At 44.3% G+C, this 16,805-nt stretch carries 14 protein-coding genes; 3 read left to right on the top strand and 11 right to left on the bottom strand.

Annotated elements, in window-relative coordinates; genetic code table 11:
• Nucleotides 1-2: 2 nt before the first annotated feature.
• The 3 genes from DFP81_RS07405 to DFP81_RS07395 all read right to left on the bottom strand — a co-directional run bounded on the left by DFP81_RS07405 (nucleotide 3) and on the right by DFP81_RS07395 (nucleotide 3,273).
• The gene (locus tag DFP81_RS07405; protein WP_115897140.1) at nucleotides 3-581 is read right to left on the bottom strand and encodes a thymidine kinase; all 579 of its coding nucleotides are present in this window, start codon (nucleotides 579-581) and stop codon (nucleotides 3-5) included.
• 77 nt (nucleotides 582-658) lie between these two features.
• Entirely contained in the window at nucleotides 659-958 is a 300-nt protein-coding gene (gene ybfE / locus DFP81_RS07400) for a LexA regulated protein (RefSeq protein ID WP_115897139.1), read from the bottom strand.
• Between the two features lie 206 nt (nucleotides 959-1,164).
• A complete protein-coding gene (locus DFP81_RS07395; RefSeq protein ID WP_245959111.1) occupies nucleotides 1,165-3,273 on the bottom strand; it encodes a carboxy terminal-processing peptidase in 2,109 nt (702 codons plus the stop codon).
• A gap of 75 nt (nucleotides 3,274-3,348) precedes the next feature.
• Here DFP81_RS07395 and DFP81_RS07390 point away from each other — a divergent pair, with 75 nt between their 5' ends.
• The gene (locus DFP81_RS07390) at nucleotides 3,349-4,647 is read left to right on the top strand and encodes a M18 family aminopeptidase (protein WP_115897137.1); all 1,299 of its coding nucleotides are present in this window, start codon (nucleotides 3,349-3,351) and stop codon (nucleotides 4,645-4,647) included.
• Nucleotides 4,648-4,740: 93 nt separating this feature from the next.
• Here DFP81_RS07390 and DFP81_RS07385 read toward each other — a convergent pair whose 3' ends face one another.
• Together DFP81_RS07385 and DFP81_RS07380 are read right to left on the bottom strand one after the other, a co-directional pair.
• Entirely contained in the window at nucleotides 4,741-6,066 is a 1,326-nt protein-coding gene (locus DFP81_RS07385) for a TolC family outer membrane protein (protein WP_115897136.1), read from the bottom strand.
• Nucleotides 6,067-6,261: 195 nt separating this feature from the next.
• Nucleotides 6,262-7,494, bottom strand: a complete 1,233-nt coding sequence (locus tag DFP81_RS07380) for a hypothetical protein (protein ID WP_115897135.1) — start codon at nucleotides 7,492-7,494, stop codon at nucleotides 6,262-6,264.
• Between the two features lie 118 nt (nucleotides 7,495-7,612).
• Here DFP81_RS07380 and xni point away from each other — a divergent pair, with 118 nt between their 5' ends.
• The gene (xni, locus tag DFP81_RS07375) at nucleotides 7,613-8,395 is read left to right on the top strand and encodes a flap endonuclease Xni (RefSeq protein WP_115897134.1); all 783 of its coding nucleotides are present in this window, start codon (nucleotides 7,613-7,615) and stop codon (nucleotides 8,393-8,395) included.
• 46 nt (nucleotides 8,396-8,441) lie between these two features.
• On the opposite strand, the gene DFP81_RS07370 is transcribed toward xni, so the two are convergent.
• Nucleotides 8,442-9,266, bottom strand: a complete 825-nt coding sequence (locus DFP81_RS07370; RefSeq protein ID WP_115897133.1) for a nitrate- and nitrite sensing domain-containing protein — start codon at nucleotides 9,264-9,266, stop codon at nucleotides 8,442-8,444.
• Entirely contained in the window at nucleotides 9,263-10,417 is a 1,155-nt protein-coding gene (locus DFP81_RS07365; protein WP_115897132.1) for a methyl-accepting chemotaxis protein, read from the bottom strand. Before DFP81_RS07365 ends, DFP81_RS07370 begins: the two co-directional genes overlap by 4 nt.
• Nucleotides 10,418-10,703: 286 nt before the next feature.
• On the opposite strand from DFP81_RS07365, the gene gltX reads away from it, so the two are divergent.
• Entirely contained in the window at nucleotides 10,704-12,185 is a 1,482-nt protein-coding gene (gene gltX, locus DFP81_RS07360) for a glutamate--tRNA ligase (protein WP_115897131.1), read from the top strand.
• A 150-nt stretch (nucleotides 12,186-12,335) separates the two neighbouring features.
• Here the strand turns inward: gltX and DFP81_RS07355 are convergent, their stop codons facing one another.
• The 4 genes from DFP81_RS07355 to DFP81_RS07340 form a co-directional block, all read right to left on the bottom strand.
• Complete coding sequence (locus tag DFP81_RS07355) at nucleotides 12,336-14,222, bottom strand: methyl-accepting chemotaxis protein (protein ID WP_115897130.1); 1,887 nt, start codon at nucleotides 14,220-14,222, stop codon at nucleotides 12,336-12,338.
• Between the two features lie 488 nt (nucleotides 14,223-14,710).
• The gene (locus DFP81_RS07350; RefSeq protein WP_115897129.1) at nucleotides 14,711-15,025 is read right to left on the bottom strand and encodes a DUF3301 domain-containing protein; all 315 of its coding nucleotides are present in this window, start codon (nucleotides 15,023-15,025) and stop codon (nucleotides 14,711-14,713) included.
• Between the two features lie 236 nt (nucleotides 15,026-15,261).
• Nucleotides 15,262-15,798, bottom strand: coding sequence for a flavodoxin (locus DFP81_RS07345; protein WP_115897128.1), 537 nt, complete (start codon nucleotides 15,796-15,798; stop codon nucleotides 15,262-15,264).
• 21 nt (nucleotides 15,799-15,819) lie between these two features.
• On the bottom strand, nucleotides 15,820-16,710 hold the full coding sequence (locus tag DFP81_RS07340; RefSeq protein WP_115897127.1) for a helix-turn-helix transcriptional regulator: 891 nt from the start codon (nucleotides 16,708-16,710) through the stop codon (nucleotides 15,820-15,822).
• Nucleotides 16,711-16,805: the final 95 nt, after the last annotated feature.

Raw genomic sequence — 16,805 nt, 5'->3', positions numbered from 1 at the left:
AATTATCGTCTCACGGCTTCTTTAAAATGTTTTCGACAAACGGACAAATAGCGGTCGTTGCCACCAATTTCTACTTGGGCGCCTTCTTTTACTGGGTTGCCTTGCTCATCAAGACGAATCACCATAATGGCCTTGCTGCCACAATGACAAACCGTTTTTAATTCGATGAGTTTATCAGACCAAGCCAGTAGGGCATTGCTGCCTTCAAATAATTCCCCTTGGAAATCAGTTCGAATCCCAAATGCTAAGACAGGAATGTTAAGCGAATCAACCACATCAGATAAGGCATAGACCTGTTCTTTGGTTAGAAACTGAGCTTCATCAATTAAGATACAGCTTAGCTTGGTTGCCTGGTGTTGGGTGGTAATCTGTGTCCATAGGTCTGACTCTCGGGTAAATACTTGAGCCTCTGCGCTGATACCAATTCGTGATGCAATTTGGCCGCTTTTGTAACGATCATCAATGGCTGCCGTTAGCAACATCACGTCCATGCCACGTTCTTTATAGTTGTGGGCAGATTGCAGCAGTATGGTGGATTTTCCTGCGTTCATAGCAGAATAATAAAAGTACAGTTTGGCCATAGTAAGTCTGTCAGTCGAGTCGTTGTGTTGATTTTTTCAGTTAAAAAACGTACCAGTGACACCAGTAGGTTAACTGTCTAGCGGGTCGGCTTTTTTAGTTTGCCTGTTTTTGACTTTGAAAAAGACAAGGCAATTTGCATTGTAAGCCATTCAGAGCGCTTTACATCATTGAGCTCACAGAGCTGGTCAAGCTTAGCGATGGTTTCTTCATCGACCAAGAGTTCTAAGCGTTTTAGCCCAAGGGCCTTCTCTTTTTCACGCTGGAGGCGTTTGTTTACTTTTAGTTGGTCTTTTCGATTTAAGGGTTGGCTTCGAGGACGGCCTCGAGAGGAGCCAAATAAGTCGATAGTGTTTCTATCGGCGGACGATTTTGCCATGGTATTCCGTACATACAATCAAAAAGTAAAATAAACCGAGACACTGGATAGGCGATTATCCTAGTCACTTTCTCGTTATGGATTTCAGCGCGCTATTATGTGGGAAATTTACCGCCAGTCCAAGGCCAAAGCGATGAGATTGCGTCAATAAAGAAAAAGGCAGTGTGAAAACACACTGCCTTTTGACGTACCTTAGTCACAGAGGTTCAGTTGTGGCTCGCTTGTTGGTGCTTAGCGGCCTCTTCTGCTTTTTGGTTGATGGCAATAAAATCCAATAGAATTTCAGCGGCTTCATGAGCGTAGGCATCGTCGTCGGCTTTATCAGAAGGCTTGATATCCTCAACGGATTTAACCAGCTCAAGACCAAGGGCTTTACGGCGCGTATTTTCTCGTTCCAGTTCGCGTTTTTTGTTCGCTTCGGTTTGTGCTTCGCGGGCTTTTTCATTCAAAGAAATGGTTTTATATTTCTCTGCCTGCGCTTTGTAATCGTTGATTTGATCCACCACCGCAATAAAGTTGGGGTCCTTTTTAATGCGCGCTTCATGGCGAGGCTCCAGCAAAGGAACGTAGGCGTCCATGTTCCAGTAAACCGGATAGCGTGTTTCATGGATTTTGTCCCATGGTAGCGGGTTATCTAGCGCACTTTCGCCGACCAATTTATCGTCAATCAAAGAAGGGAAGGCCATGTCAGGGATCACGCCTTTGTGCTGGGTGCTTTCCCCTGAAACGCGATAAAACTTCGCTTGGGTGACTTTAAGCTGGCCTTTGTCCATGTCTTGTAGTACTTGCACCGTGCCTTTACCAAAGGTTTGGCCACCAAGAATCAATGCACGACCATAGTCTTGTAGTGCTCCTGCGACAATTTCGGAAGCCGATGCGCTCATGCGGTTGGTTAGTACCGCTAAAGGACCGCTGTAAGTGATGTCGCCATCGCTGTCGCCAAGTGGCGTAACACGGCCTTTTTGGTCGCGAATCTGTACCACAGGGCCAGAAGGGATAAATAAGCCGGCTAATGAATTGGCTTCTTGCAATGAGCCGCCACCGTTGTTTCTTAGGTCTAGAATGAGGGCGACAACATTTTCTTTGCGTAGCTCTTCGATGAGCTTTTTGGTATCACGGGTGGAGCTTTTGTAATTTTTGTCGCCACGTTGAATGGCGGCAAAATCAGAATAAAAAGTAGGTAGGTGAATAAGACCAACTTTGTAATCTTCACCATTACGCTTAATGTGAATAATGTCTTTTTTGGCAGACTGGTCTTCTAGTTTTACTTTTTTGCGGACAATGGTGATTTTTTTGCTGGTTTGTCCATCGCCCTTGCTTGGAATGATTTCCAAATTGACCTTGGTGTCGCGCTCCCCACGAATCATTTCCACCACATCGTCAAGACGCATGCCAACAATATCGACCATGGGCTTACCTTCTTGGCCAACGGCAATAATTTTGTCGTTTGGTGCTAAATCCGTTTGTGTGGCCGCCGGGCCGCCGGGCACGAGGCGAACAATTTTGGTGTAGTCATCGTCTGCTTGTAGAACCGCACCAATGCCTTCTAAGGACAGGCTCATGTTGATGTTAAAGGTTTCTGATGCGCGTGGTGCAAAATAAGATGTGTGAGGGTCTAGCGTTGCTGTGATCGCATTGGCGAATATCTGGTAAACATCAACCGCGTTGGTTTGATCCACTTGACGAAGCTGGTTTTTGTATCGGCGTTCGAGAGTGTCGATGATTTTCTCTTCAGAGTCACCGTTCATTTTTAATATCAGAGCACGGTTCTTTAGTCGTTTGCGCCAGTATTCGTTTAGCTCACTTTCTGTGGTGGCCCATTTTAGTTTATCAGGGTCATTATTGAGTGACTCTTGCTTGGTGTAGTCAAAGCCTTTGACTATTTTGGGAATGTCCTTTTCTACTTGGTTCAGGCGATCTTCGATGCGTTTCGCATAAAGGTTGTAGATGGTGTAAGCCACTTGTGTGTCGCCATTACGTAAGGCGTCATCAAAACTGTCTTTGTATTTTGTTAGTTTATCAACGTCGCTTTGCAATAAAAAACTCTTGGATGGATCTAAAGAATCTAAATAATAGTTGAAAGCTTCTTCTGAAATGCGGTCATCGATTGTAGGTTTGTCATAATGTTCGCTTTCTAGCATACTCACCAGTTCTTTAGAAACTGTGTCGTATTCATGGGGCGGCTGGAGTTCTGTGTAGGCAGCGGCTTGCGTCGAAGCAAAGGTTAGACCCGTGAAAAGGCAAAACAAAAGGTGTTTATAATTCATCCGGTATGGGTTCTCTTGGTCTGTATTTACGTTGTTGAGTAAAATCATATTAGACACAGAGCAGTAAGGCCAGTCTAACTGCTAAAAAGTCACTTTTTTAAGGTATTGTCCTGTCAGGAAATTATGGAATATTCTAACTTTAATCAATCATTGTTATCGTTTTTGCAAGAATCACCAACACCATTCCATGCCACAAACAGCATGCGCCAAGCGTTAACCGACGCTGGCTTTATTGAGCTCTTAGAAGAAGAAAGCTGGGTGATTGACGAAGGTGGCAAGTATTTTGTGACCCGTAATGAGTCGTCATTGATTGCCTTTACCGCTCCGCAGTTGGATTTTCACCATAGCGGCTGGCGCATGATTGGCGCCCACACTGATAGTCCTTGCTTGAAACTTAAGCCAAATGCGCATGTGAAACGTCATGGCCATCATCAATTAGGCGTTGAAGTCTATGGTGGTGTGTTATTGCATACTTGGCTGGATCGCGATCTTTCTATTGCAGGTCGTGTTAGCTATAAAAACCAAGACGGTGACATCAACAGTCGTCTAGTGGACTTTAAAGACCCTATTGCAGTGGTACCTAATTTGGCGATTCATTTAAACAGAAAAGCCAACGAAAGCTTTTCTGTAAACCCACAACAAGAAATTTTACCTATCTTGTGTGGGGCTGAAAATGAGTTTGATCTGCAAGTGTTATTGAAAACACAAGTTGAGAAGCAGCATCCAGAGGTACAGGTTGCGAAGGTGCTGGATTTTGAATTAAGTCTTTACGATACCCAGCCACCAGCGTTAGTCGGATTGCACCAAGAGTACATTTGCTCCGCTCGACTGGATAATTTGTTAAGTTGCTTTGTTGGCATGCAAGCCTTGTTAGACTCTGATATGCAGCGCCCCAGTTTGCTGATTTGCACGGACCATGAAGAAATTGGCAGCTTGTCTGCCTGTGGTGCCAATGGGCCTTTCTTGGACGATGTGCTAAGACGTCTATCACCGAACCCAGAGCAGTATGTTCAGGCAATGCAGCGCTCTATGTTGGTGTCTGCAGACAATGCCCATGCTTTGCATCCTAATTACGCCAGTATGCATGATGCTAACCATGCCCCGACCATTAACCAGGGCGCGGTTATTAAAATCAATGCTAATCAGCGTTATGCCACTAACAGTGAAACGGCCAGTGTCTATCGAGATATTGCAAGCGAAGAGAATTACACTGTGCAGAGTTTTGTTGTGCGCAGTGATATGGGGTGTGGTAGTACGATTGGACCAATTACCGCGGGTGAAATTGGTGTGCCAACGATTGATATTGGTTTGCCTACTTTTGGTATGCACTCCATTCGCGAATTAGCGGGCAGCCATGATGCTCACGGTCTGTATAAAGTATTGGCGCGGTTTACTAAACGCGACAAACTAATAACGCGTTAAGTTTTTAAGCTTATTAAAAGCCAAGCTAAAAAAATGCCGGAAACTGATTTCCGGCATTTTTGTGTGTATTGGGTTGTAACCTAGCAGGCAGTTTTATGCGTTACTGCTAACCAACCATTTATCCAATTCACGAATTTTGTCTTCTGTCAGCTCGCCTGTTACTTCAAGCAGTTGCAGTTGCTGCAAAACAAAGTTGTAACGATATTGTTGAAGGGCATCAATGGCATCAAATAAATTCGATTGCGCGTCTAGCAACTCAACCAGGTTACGTGTGCCTACTTCGTAGCCGGCTTTGCTGGCTTCCAATGCGCTGCGACGAGATTTGATCAGTACTTTTTGTGCTTTGACTTGCGCTACTGAGGTTTGCAGGTTTAGCACTAAACTGCGGATGTTTAGCTCAATGGTCTCTAAAGAGTCATCGCGAGATTCGCGGCTGGATTCGGCTTCAGCAGACGCTTGTCTGATGGCGGCATTGATCGCACCACCGCTGTATAGTGGCATGCTAAGCGCCAAGCCGATGGTGCCATTATCGTAATTGCCATTACCGGATGAAACGTCTTCACTGTAATCGTAGTTTGAACGAGACAAGGAGCCAGTGATAGAGACCACTGGAGTACGGCCACTCGCCTTTTGTAACTTGATGTTGTTATCGGCGCTTTGTACCGCAATATCAAGAACATTCAATTCTTTGTTGTTTTTAATGGCTTTCTGGATGAGAGAGTCCACAGACATATTTGGGTCAATTTCAATAGGGTAGTCTTTGTCTAATTCAGGAATGTCTGTGATGACGCGACCGGTTAATTGCAGTAGTACTTTTTGTGCATAAGCAACATTTGAACGGTCGGTGAGTTCGGTTACCTTAACCGCGTCATATTCTGCTTGGGCATCTTGTAAGTCGGTGATAGACACCAAGCCAACGTCATATTGCTTTTGAACTTGATCCAACTCACTTTTATTACTTTTTACTTGTGCTAGTGTGGTGTTCAGTGTTGATTGGGCCATCAATAGATTGAAGTAATCTGTGAGCGCTGTCAGCGAAAGATCTTCTTTCGTGTTTTCATAAGTCACACCAGCGCTTTTGTACGACAGCTCAACAGAGTCTACGCCGTAATCTAACGCCGGTGAGTAGATTGGGTAATCTAAGTCTAAAGAAACTGCACCGGTTTTTGTGCTGTAATCAGTCGTTGGGTTGTCGTCCTTTGCATAGCCTAAGTTACCACTTAAAGATATGCTTGGGTAAAGACTGCCTTTAGTTACTGTTACTTGTTCGCCTTGGGCTTTATAAGTCGCCGCCGCAGCCCGTAAACCAGGATCCGTTTGCAGTGCTAATTTATATACGTCATATAAGCTCTCTGCATGGGCAGTTGTGCTGCTTATGGTCATGGCGGCTATAAAGGATGAGATAATATGCTTTTTCATGGGTTCTAGTGGGCTCTTAGTATGAAATATAGTGATATTACCCTAGGCACAACTCTTATGGCAGTAGGGTATAGGGTATATCTATTATTACTATTGACCATATCATAATCAAAAAACTTAAAAAGACGTGTATTGTGGAAATTCCATGCATAGTGTTGTTTTTATTTATGAATTTTCGTGATTTTAGATGAAGTTTTATTCCTTTAAGCTAACTTGATAGCGTATGGTTTGGCTTGATTGAGGCTGGATTTCTCCCTCTATTTGAGCGCTGCTAGCGTTTATTTGTTTTACGCCTTTTCCCTCAAGCTGACTTATTATTCCGCGCATAGATTGCATAACACGATAAGTTTTTATCTTGTTAGAGTGATTATGAACGGTTAATTCCCATGTTTGTGTGGTGGGTAATTTTTGCGACGTCTTATTAATAAGTGTTAGCTGGCCACTGATGTCTAGGCTTTTATTGCTAGTCACTTCAATGGGATGGTTTGCTCGGGCAATGTTGATCTGAGTATGGTTGCTTGGAATAAGCAAGCCATCACGTTGCCAGAATGTCTGATATTGGCCAGGAAAGGCATCGGCACTGAGGCGGAAGGTAAGGATGTTAGAAAAGGTTAGCGGAATCTGACCTGCGCTAGTAAGGGAGGTGTAGATATTTGCCCTATGTTCACTCTTCTCAATGGCGGATTGCAGCCGGATAAGCTTGATGAGGGTGTCTGTGCCGGCGGCTAGATGGACGCTGTGAAGTGGGTAGGTGACTTCGTTATCCTGATAGTCTGCTTGGTTACTTTCACTCATTCTGACGGTGTTAGCCAGTGCTTTTGCCTGCAAAGGGAGATTAGGGGAATAATGCAACAGACTTTTCTTAACTTGTATGGCCTGGGTGGCGCTATTGTGGATTTGTGCTGAATTGATTAATGAAACCACACCATCAGCAAAAATAAGAGTGCGTTTCGGACTCCAAGAAAGGTCTGTTGATTGATAGCTGACAATACTGGGGTATTGAGCGCTGGGGTGGTTATCTTGCTGAGGTGTGCTGGATGCCTGTAAATAAAAATCATTGCTTGGTAGCACCATGACACTGTTATTGACTTGCAACGAGAAGGTGCCGGTTCGAGCCTCTTGGCTAAGCAGTTTCCCAGTATAAGAAAGTGCTCTCATTTTACTGTCAACGGTGACCGTTTGACCGATATGATGTGACCAATCTCGATAATCGACGGCACGGGTCTGAGTAATAGGAGAAAAGTTCGCCGTAAGAGGCAATAAGCTGCCTTTTGTAACCGTTAAGCTTGGTGCTTGGTTGGCGGTGATGTTTTCTACAATTTGGCTACTATGGGTATTGATTACGGCGCGCACCGATGTGGTTTGGGCTGCGGCATGAATGCTACCTAAGAGCAAAGAGAGGCAGAGGTAGGGCGTCATACTTTTCATAAAAACCTTCTTAGTGTGAGAGGATTTGTTGTCCTTGTGTCGTGCTGCATCTTGTGTCGTGTTAATCTAACGGAAAAATATGGCATTAATATCACAGCCTGTAAACATAGGGATGAGAGTGGAAAAGCGATTATTAATTATTGATGGACTAAATCTGATACGACGACTCTATGCGGCCTTGGAATCAGAGCAAGATATAACGCGGCGGATAGAGCGTACCCAGAGTGTTTCCATTGATGCCTTGATGAAATTAATCAAACAAATTATTCCTTCGCATATTGTGGTGGTGTTTGATGCCAGTGGGCAAACCTGGCGCCATAAGATTTTCCCAGAATATAAGCTAGGCCGAGTGCCGATGGACGATGCCCTACTGGACGCCTTACCGGATTTCGCCAAGGTGTTTCGCTACAATCGTATTCCTTGTTTACGGTTAGCCGGCTGGGAAGCGGATGACTTAATTGCCACCTTGGCGGTTAAAGCAGCAAATCAAGGGGTGAAATCCTATATAGTGTCCACCGATAAAGGCTTCACCCAATTGCTGGATAATGAAAATATCCTGCAATACGATTATTTTGCCAAACTTGGCTATGACAAGGTTTGGATACCTGCTAAATACGGAGTGCAAGCGACCCAATTGACGGACTATTGGGCGCTGGTGGGGGATACCACTAACCGCATTCCAGGAGTGAAAGGCATAGGACCAAAGACGGCTTTAAGCATGATGGAAACCCATTCCACAATAGAAAGTATTTACCAGCACAGCGATACCTTCAGTGAGCGAATTCAAGGCATGTTGGCTGGCAATTACGAGCAGTGTTTATTGTCACGCCAATTGGTATCGTTAAAAGTCGATGTTGAAATCGGCGTGCGCCTTTCCCAACTGGCTTACCAGCCAGTCTAAACGAGCATTTTCGCAGGCTCTGATGAACCATTCTAAGCCTGAGTGCTTAGGACAAGTGGATTCTTTTCTGCAATCTGTCTACCCCCGTGAAAATAAGTGCAAAGACGCCATCTATAATTAAAGTGGCGTCTTTAAATAAGTCATCCGGTTGACTATTAAGCAATTCTTGGTTGTCTGTTTTTTTGCGAATCTGCGCAACAAAATCTCTTATTTTTTGCTTCTCTTGCACGCTGTGGCTCTGGTCGAGATGGTCAATGTGAGCATCGACTTTTCCTAAGGTAAATAGCAGCTGCAGTTTCTTATCGGAGCTTAAGCTATGCTTGGCCGCTACTTGCACAGACAGGGCACGAATTTGCCCTAACGCTTCGGCCATATTCGGCAGGGTTTTAATGTATTGCTGTGCTAAGGCTCGTACCGTGTCATCCTGGCTTGATGTTAGCGCAAATTCATCGGACATATCCCAAAGGCTATCGAGCAATCTGGCAATCAGGCGTGAGTGAGTTTGAAAGCTTTGGGCGCTGTTGAGCGCTGAATGTCGGATAAGCTTTTGCCATTGAATGTATTGTAATTGGCAGCTTAATTGTTTTGGGTAGTTAAGTGTCTGTTCGAGCCTGAGTAGGGTGTTGTAGCGATGACTAATGTCAGCTTTTAATGAGTCTAGCTTACTTGAAAATTCGCTTTGCCCATTTAAAAATCCAGAATGCATACCGCGATGCTGCTGGGTGAGTTTGATTAACTCGATGAGTTGTTTGCTGCCTTCTAAACCTTGGTAGGAACGCCGTTTAGCGCTTTTCTTTGAATAATGATGGCGTGCTATGGCGAGGCCAATTATGCTGACGCATAAGCCGATAAACAAGAGGATCGAGGTCATTGTGCGGGTTCCTTCTGCTCAAGTCGTGAGGACAGCCATTCTAAATATTTGACCATGTCTTTGGTGTCTTGGCTGGCTTTACTGTGGCGTTTACTGATTAAAGTAATGCTTTGCAAACGTTCGCTCATGGCGGCGTTCGAGAGGCGAAATTCTGAGATTAATTGCGTTGAGACACTAATGTCATCTTGTGTTTCTTGGGCGGCTTGGTAAATCAGTTGCAGTGCGTTATCTGTTTCTTTTGCGCTGCTATTGGCGCTGTTGGCGTAGGCGATTAATTCATCACTGGTTCGTTTACAAGCATTCACTTGTTTTGCAATGGAACCCACTAGCGCCGCAATGTCTTGGGTGGCAAGTTCCGTATTGGCGGCGAGTGTGCGTACCTCGTTAGCCACCACCGCAAAGCCTCTACCCGCTTCCCCTGCCCGGGCAGATTCAATGGCAGCATTCAATGACAGTAGGTTGATTTGTGAGGTGATGTTTTCAATTGTTTCTACAAAGCGTTGGATGTTACTGGCGGTTTCGCTTAAGGACGCCATTTGTGATTGATTGCTGTCCACCTTGTCTTGCATCAAAGTAAGTCGCTCTTTTAATTGAGTTTGTGCGTCCTGACCTTGTTCAGATTGAGATTTGGTGTTGGCGGCCAGTTGCGATGTTTGAGCAATGCGCTCTGCAATAGTAGAGATCTTGTCATTCATCTCTTGGCTGGTGGCTGCGAGGGCATCAATGGCTAAGTATTCTTCCTCTGCGCCTTGTGCCACATGGGTGGACGAGTTTTGCAGTTCCGTGGCTGTGTAACGGTTTTCTTGCGAACAGCTGATTAGCAGCTGTTGGTGTCGCTCTAAGGTGCGCAGTAAAGGATTAATACAGTGAGCTAAGCGGTTAAATTCAGCGTCAGAGTGAATAAGGGGTATGACGCTTGGCTGATCTTTTGTTTCAAGAGCCTGTACTAGCTTTTGTAATCTGTTTTTGGTTATTTGGCTGACCGATAGGGAAAAATAGAGCAGCAATAATACTGACAAAGCAACAAACATCGTTGGAATAGTTGGTGTAAAACAGAGTAAGAGGGTGCCGCAGGCCAGTACGATGAGCAAGGTTTGGCGGCCAAAATAGGGCAATGCTGTCATCAGCAAGGTGCCAGGCTTCAATAGCATAATTGCAATCCTTATAGGGTATCCAATACCGTCACGGTTGAGCTGTTTTCTAACCAGCAATAAATAGGCCAGAGCAGTGATAGCCGGTTTTTGGGCTGATGTTGGGCGTGCCGATTAAGAAATGCACCAATAAAGACAGCGTTAGGCGCCATAAAAGAGCAAACTTTGTGGGTTTGTTTGGTTGTGACCAAACATGAGGTTGGAAAAGATGTAAAAGCGCACTTACCCCATGGCACCAAGCAGATTATAATAGCCGCATTTCACGAACTGGATAAATGAGATTGATATGTCAGAGGTAAGAACTCGTATTGCACCATCTCCAACTGGCGACCCACATGTTGGCACCGCTTACATTGCTCTGTTTAATATGGCGTTTGCTCGTAAAATGGGTGGTAAATTTATTTTACGGATAGAAGATACTGACCAAACTCGCAGTACTCCAGAATCCGAAAAAATGATTCTAGATGCGTTGCGTTGGTTGGGATTAGACTGGGCAGAAGGTCCTGATGTGGGTGGTGAATACGGCCCTTACCGTCAAAGTGAACGCGGTGATATTTACGCTCAATATGCTCTTGAACTGGTAGAAAAAGGCCATGCCTTTTACGCTTTTGAAACGCCAGAAGAACTTGATCAAATGCGTATCGAGCAAAAAGAACAAGGCTTACCGCAAAAATACGACGGTCGTGCCTTGGCATTGAGTGCAGAAGAGGTACAAGCAAAACTAGACGCCGGTGTGCCCTACGTTATTCGGATGAAAATCCCTGAAGAAGGCACCTGTGTTGTTCAAGATATGCTGCGCGGCACTATTGAAATTGATTGGTCTCAAGTCGACATGCAAGTCTTGTTGAAAGCTGACGGCATGCCAACTTACCACCTTGCGAACGTAGTGGACGATCATCTAATGAAGATCACCCATGTTATTCGTGGTGAAGAGTGGATCAACTCTGCGCCTAAGCACATTTTGCTTTACCAATACTTTGGTTGGGACATGCCGACATTGTGTCATATGCCATTGCTGCGTAACCCAGATAAGTCAAAATTATCAAAACGCAAAAACCCAACCAGTATCTTGTACTACCAACGTATGGGTTACATGGCAGAGTCTGTCATTAACTATCTTGGTCGTATGGGTTGGTCTATGCCTGATGAGCGTGAAAAATTCTCATTGGATGAAATGATCGAGCAATTCGATATCCAGCGTGTGTCTTTGGGTGGCCCCGTTTTTGACGTTGAAAAACTGAGCTGGTTGAACGGTATGTGGATTCGTGAAAACTTGAATCCTGAAACTTTTGCTCAAAAATACGTTGAATGGGCGTTAAACCCTGAGTATTTGATGCAAATCATTCCATTAATTATGCCTCGTGTAGAGACTTTCTCAGACGTAGCAGATGTCGCAGGCTTCTTCTTAAAAGGCATGTTGCCGATTACCAAAGAAGATTTTGCTAGCGTTAAAATGGAAGAAGAAACCCTACGTAAAGCCATGCAGTTTTCCTTATGGAAACTAGAAGCTTTACGTACCTGGGAAAAAGATGAGATCTTTAATACATTGAAATCACTTGCCCAAGCGATGGAAATTAAGCCGAAAGATTTCTTCGCGCCTCTATTTGTTGCCATCTCTGGTTCTAGCGCGTCTGTGTCTGTGTTTGATTCGATGGCGATTCTCGGTCCAGATCTTTCACGTGCTCGCATGCGAGCTGCCGTGAATGTATTAGGTGGACCATCTAAGAAAGAAGCGAAGCGTTGGGAAAAAGAGTTTGCAGTCCTATAACGGCTGCCCTTAACCTTAATCGACGTCTTGATAAGTCGATAGGGGTGAACATTTTTAATGCCGCCAGATAAGGCAAAGAAAAAAGGCTTAGTGATATTTTCACTAAGCCTTTTTTTTAGCTCGGTTCAGTTAGGAACGGTGTTGATGCCGCTATTTAGTGGTGAAAACACGGGTCTTACCGTCTAGGTTTGCTACCTGATCATGAATATGGCGGGTATTGCCTTCGATGCTGTTGATGTGGCTGTTGTCTCGTTGCAATTGTTGTGCGATATGGTCCATCTCTTCACTCATGTGCACGGCCGTTTTCGCTACTTCTTGAATAGAGCGAGCCATATCAATGGAAGAGGCTGAGCTAGTTTGAGCATTCTGCTCGATTTCTTGGATAGCCAGCTCGGCTTTCTCACTGAAACTTTCAATTGCATGGAGACTTTCTTGGCCGCTTTGCATGGTTTCAATGGCGGTTTGAGTAGAGGTTTGAATGGTGCTTACGATATCGGTGATCTTGGCAGTAGCATCCACCGTCCTTTCTGCCAAGGAGCGAACCTCATCCGCGACCACAGAAAAGCCGCGACCCGCTTCACCAGCACGAGCAGCTTCAATCGCAGCATTCAGTGCCAATAGATTTGTCTGGCTAGCCAGATCATTGATCATGCCTATCACATTATCAATGTCTTTGGAGAGTTGGCCTAATTCGTTCAACTGGATGCCAGTTTGATTCACCACGCTGATGGTACTGGCGAGATTAGACAGTGCGCCCTTGATGGTTTCGGCCCCAACTTTAGCGGACTCATAGGTGTTTTGAGACTGGTTGCTTAGTTCGTCTGTGGTGCTTGAAATACTCGAAATGGTGGTGGAAATCTCTTCAGTAGCAGCGGCTAATGAATTGGTTTGTTCGCTGACCGAGCGGTTGCTGTCGGCGATGTTTTTCACTGACTGATTGAGCTCAGTAACCATGCCCGACACGTCCTGAGTGGTGCTCACCACATCACCAATAACGGATCCAAGTCCATCCGTCATTTCATTAACCGAGCTGCAAAGGGAATCAAACTCGTCGTTACGTTTGTTGTTTACAAATAGGCGAGCGGTAAGATCGCCGCTTTTTACTTTGCCCAAATCTCGGATAATTTGATTGAGTGTTTTATTAACGCTACGTCCGATGCCCAGCATCATTAAAGCGGCAACAATGGCGACAATAATACTAACAATAATTAGCCCGGCGCTGGCATTCTGCGAACTTGCTGACGCTTGTAAACGCGCATCCTGTACGGCGCTTTGCATGAAATTTGCCGCCGCTAAACGTGCATCATGAAAGGCCTTTTTATTTGCTTGGAACTGATTTTGCAAAGTGACCAATTTGTCATTGGCTTGATCGTAGTTTTGTAGCGCAGCAAAATATTGATCGATCACTTCACCAAAGCGTTCTTGTAGACCAAAGTCGACAATGCGTTTATGGAATTTTTCGTACTTTTCCATGAAGGCGTTTTTGTTGGCGCTGGTTGGCTCAAAGATAAAATTCTTTTCTGCTTCACGAACCGGTAAAAATTCTTGTTTGACCAAGCTTAGGAAAGACACAGTGTCGGTCACTTGTACGCCCAGCTCTGAAATATGTCCTTTAAGGCCAGTAGAGCCATTAAAGCCAACAATTTGTCTTTGGTGAACCAGCTGTTCTAAGGTTTTTGTGTAATCAGCGACGGAGTTTTTCACTTCATTTAAGCGTTTTTTGGCTTCTGGGGAAGAAACCAATTGCAGATTATTATCCAGGGTTTTCATGGATTCACTGGATTCAGTTTCGAGTTTTTTCAAAAAAGGCTGGTAAGATTTGTCATTGATGGTGGAAAGCGTTTCATACTCTTCCATCAGGGTAATAACTAAGGTTGCCAAGTCTTTGTCTACCCGTGTTAATACTTCGAACCTTTCCGATGCAGAAGTCTGGGTATTCAATCCTTGTAAAGCCACTACGGTAACAATAACAAAACCAATAATCGCGGCAGACAATAAGGCTATAAGCTTGGAGCGAAAACTTAGGTTTGACAACATAAATGATACCTATATTTCTTATTATATTTTATGGGCCAATGATAGAGCCGGTCAGCAGCCAGTCATTGGTTAAAGGCGTGCGAACACACTCTTTGGCCTCAACATCTGGATAAAAACTTGCTATTCGTGCATGCATCTCATCTGAATGCTAGTTCTATTGACGAGATGCTTAACAAAGATTGCAAACTTTTAGACCATGTCCTTCAGAGCTTTTAAAGAAAACGCCACTCTGTGTTGCGCTGCTGTAACAGATTCCTTTAGCATCACGACTTAATTGACGATTCCTGTTAAAGCTTGAGGCTGAGACGAGTTATTCGCACTTTCCTTAAAGCTGAAACACTGCTTTGTAGAGATAGATTCAAAACAAAGCCTGATCCTCCTTACATTCTATTTCTAGTTTGTCTTATTTTGCAATTAAATGAGGCCAATAATTGACCCTATTTTAGTCAGGTTGTGTAACTAGGAAGTAGGTGATTAATTTTTTTAGATTAAATGTCGTGAGGGCTTAACCAAATATTACTAATACGGTTGCCGGTAAAAGTAATTCTTCCTTGATAACGCATACGGCCTGTTGAGGTGAATTCAAATTGATAACTGCGTTTGATGCAGGGTTGGTGGTTTTCCCAATAAGGTTTCCAGCCATTACCAGCAACGCTGTCATCTAGAAGTTGAAGGTTGAGCTCTTGGCAGTGTTGCTTAGCGCTAATAACAGCACGTTCGCGTATGGTGCTATTGCGCCACCAACCATAGAAAAGGCTCGCGATAAGTAATAAAAAAATAATGTCGGACAATTGCAGGTTCATGATGTTCTATTTAAAAAGTGGAATGGACATCATAACGAATCGGTTGGCAAAAAAGAAATGCGTGACCACCCCCAAGCAGGAGAGAAAGGAGGAGTGGTCACGTGCTTCACGCTGTTTGAGCGAGCATCATAAATATCCATTAGATAAGGTGAAATTTGGTCATTCGGGGCAGCGAATGTGCAGTCGTCCAAATTTTGAGTCGTGACCCTTTATCTAATGTGCCAGTCAGGTGATATTTATGCGGCTTCTACCGCTCTTTCTGCGTAAAGTTGGATTACCCACTGCTCAACGCGCTGGTCAGTGAGTTCAAATTGTTGATCTTCGTCAATTGCCAAGCCGACAAAATGTTCTTTGTCTTTTATGCAGGCTCTAGACGCTTCAAATTCATAGCCTTCGGTTGGCCATTCACCAATAAATGTGGCTTGTGTCGGGGCTAATTTCTCGTAGAGCCAGCCCATGGCATCGACAAAGTAATCACCGTAACCGAACTGGTCACCTAGGCCGTATAAAGCAATGGTTTTATCCGCTAGAGATAGTTCGCTTAACGCATCTCCTAGTTCTTCCCAGTCTTCTTGTATGCCACCAAAGTCCCATGTTGGTATGCCGAGAATTAACATCTCGTAGTCTTCAAGTTGGCTGACTTCAATGTCTTTGATGTTATGCATTTCTACTTCAACACCTAAGTCTTTCCACTGACTAACGATTTTAGTGCCGACTTCTTCGGTGTTGTTGGTATCTGTGCCATATATTAAGGCAATTGACGGTTGGTCCATGGTATTTCAATATTCCTATTACTAGTGAATTTGTCCGTATTGATGGCTGCTAACGCCAAAGTGTTGAATAAAGATTGCTTCAAATTGAGATTCAGTGAAGCCGCTTTTAGCCACAACGGACGATTTTGAATGAGGGTTTTGGCGAAGCATTGCGGCCGCGTATTGCATGCGGCTGCGCATTCCGTAGTCGGCAATGGATTGGCCAACTAGGTGTTGAAAGCCCAGAGTCAATGCTTCGCTATTTAAGCCCACGCGGTGGGCTAGTATATCTGTTTTTAGCCCCGCATGATCTGGCGTTTCTAATAAATTTTGTGCTTGAAATACTTTTTGTTGACAGCCTTCACAGCGGGCTAAATGATTGAGCATTTTAAGCTGTTCTACAAAGGTACAAATACAAGAGTAAACATGGCCAATTAAGCTGAGTGTTTGTGTTTGATAAGTCAGCATTAATTGACAAATAGCACGGTTTTTTTCTGTTACTGGCAAGCTAATGGTCTGGCTGCCTTGGCTAAGGCTAGTGAATAAGTTGCTAAAGTAATGGCTCACTTGTTCTTCTGTTTCGTTGAATAGCACGGCTAATTGCTCTGTGCCCACATGGATTTGAAACAAGGATCTTTGCTCGCCAGATGCCATCACAAAGTCACCAACAATGTCTTGGGTTTGGTAGCTGACTTGTATGCTTTCAACCTGCTCAATGCTATCAATTGGTTGGCTACCAATAAGTGAGAAATAAAAGCCCTGTTGTGCTTGTTCAGTAAGGCGAGTCTCACTATGACAAGAGAGGTGCTGGTCAATAATCTGCAAATTAGGAAGCAAGCTGATGTGACGTTTGTGGCCATTTATTGACGCTGCGAAATGCGATGAAATATCACCTTGCGCATCATAGGCATCATGTAAATTAATATGCAGCATGTCGTACCTCTGTCCTGATAATGGTTATCATTAAAGAGGGTTTTTTGCTTAAATGCAAGTGATTATCATTAAAAAGTTTGTTTTTTATTGTGCCC

The organism is Marinomonas pollencensis, assembly GCF_003387375.1.
Taxonomy (GTDB): domain Bacteria; phylum Pseudomonadota; class Gammaproteobacteria; order Pseudomonadales; family Marinomonadaceae; genus Marinomonas; species Marinomonas pollencensis.
Note: the sequence above shows the minus strand (reverse complement) of the source record. Positions and strands in the feature narration are given on the sequence as shown.

Coding starts and splice junctions, on each gene's coding strand:
- DFP81_RS07405 (WP_115897140.1), bottom strand. CDS start 581: ATGGCCAAACTGTACTTTTATTATTCTGCTATGAACGCAGGAAAATCC.
- ybfE (WP_115897139.1), bottom strand. CDS start 958: ATGGCAAAATCGTCCGCCGATAGAAACACTATCGACTTATTTGGCTCC.
- DFP81_RS07395 (WP_245959111.1), bottom strand. CDS start 3,273: ATGATTTTACTCAACAACGTAAATACAGACCAAGAGAACCCATACCGG.
- DFP81_RS07390 (WP_115897137.1), top strand. CDS start 3,349: ATGGAATATTCTAACTTTAATCAATCATTGTTATCGTTTTTGCAAGAA.
- DFP81_RS07385 (WP_115897136.1), bottom strand. CDS start 6,066: ATGAAAAAGCATATTATCTCATCCTTTATAGCCGCCATGACCATAAGC.
- DFP81_RS07380 (WP_115897135.1), bottom strand. CDS start 7,494: ATGAAAAGTATGACGCCCTACCTCTGCCTCTCTTTGCTCTTAGGTAGC.
- DFP81_RS07370 (WP_115897133.1), bottom strand. CDS start 9,266: ATGACCTCGATCCTCTTGTTTATCGGCTTATGCGTCAGCATAATTGGC.
- DFP81_RS07365 (WP_115897132.1), bottom strand. CDS start 10,417: ATGCTATTGAAGCCTGGCACCTTGCTGATGACAGCATTGCCCTATTTT.
- gltX (WP_115897131.1), top strand. CDS start 10,704: ATGTCAGAGGTAAGAACTCGTATTGCACCATCTCCAACTGGCGACCCA.
- DFP81_RS07355 (WP_115897130.1), bottom strand. CDS start 14,222: ATGTTGTCAAACCTAAGTTTTCGCTCCAAGCTTATAGCCTTATTGTCT.
- DFP81_RS07350 (WP_115897129.1), bottom strand. CDS start 15,025: ATGAACCTGCAATTGTCCGACATTATTTTTTTATTACTTATCGCGAGC.
- DFP81_RS07345 (WP_115897128.1), bottom strand. CDS start 15,798: ATGGACCAACCGTCAATTGCCTTAATATATGGCACAGATACCAACAAC.
- DFP81_RS07340 (WP_115897127.1), bottom strand. CDS start 16,710: ATGCTGCATATTAATTTACATGATGCCTATGATGCGCAAGGTGATATT.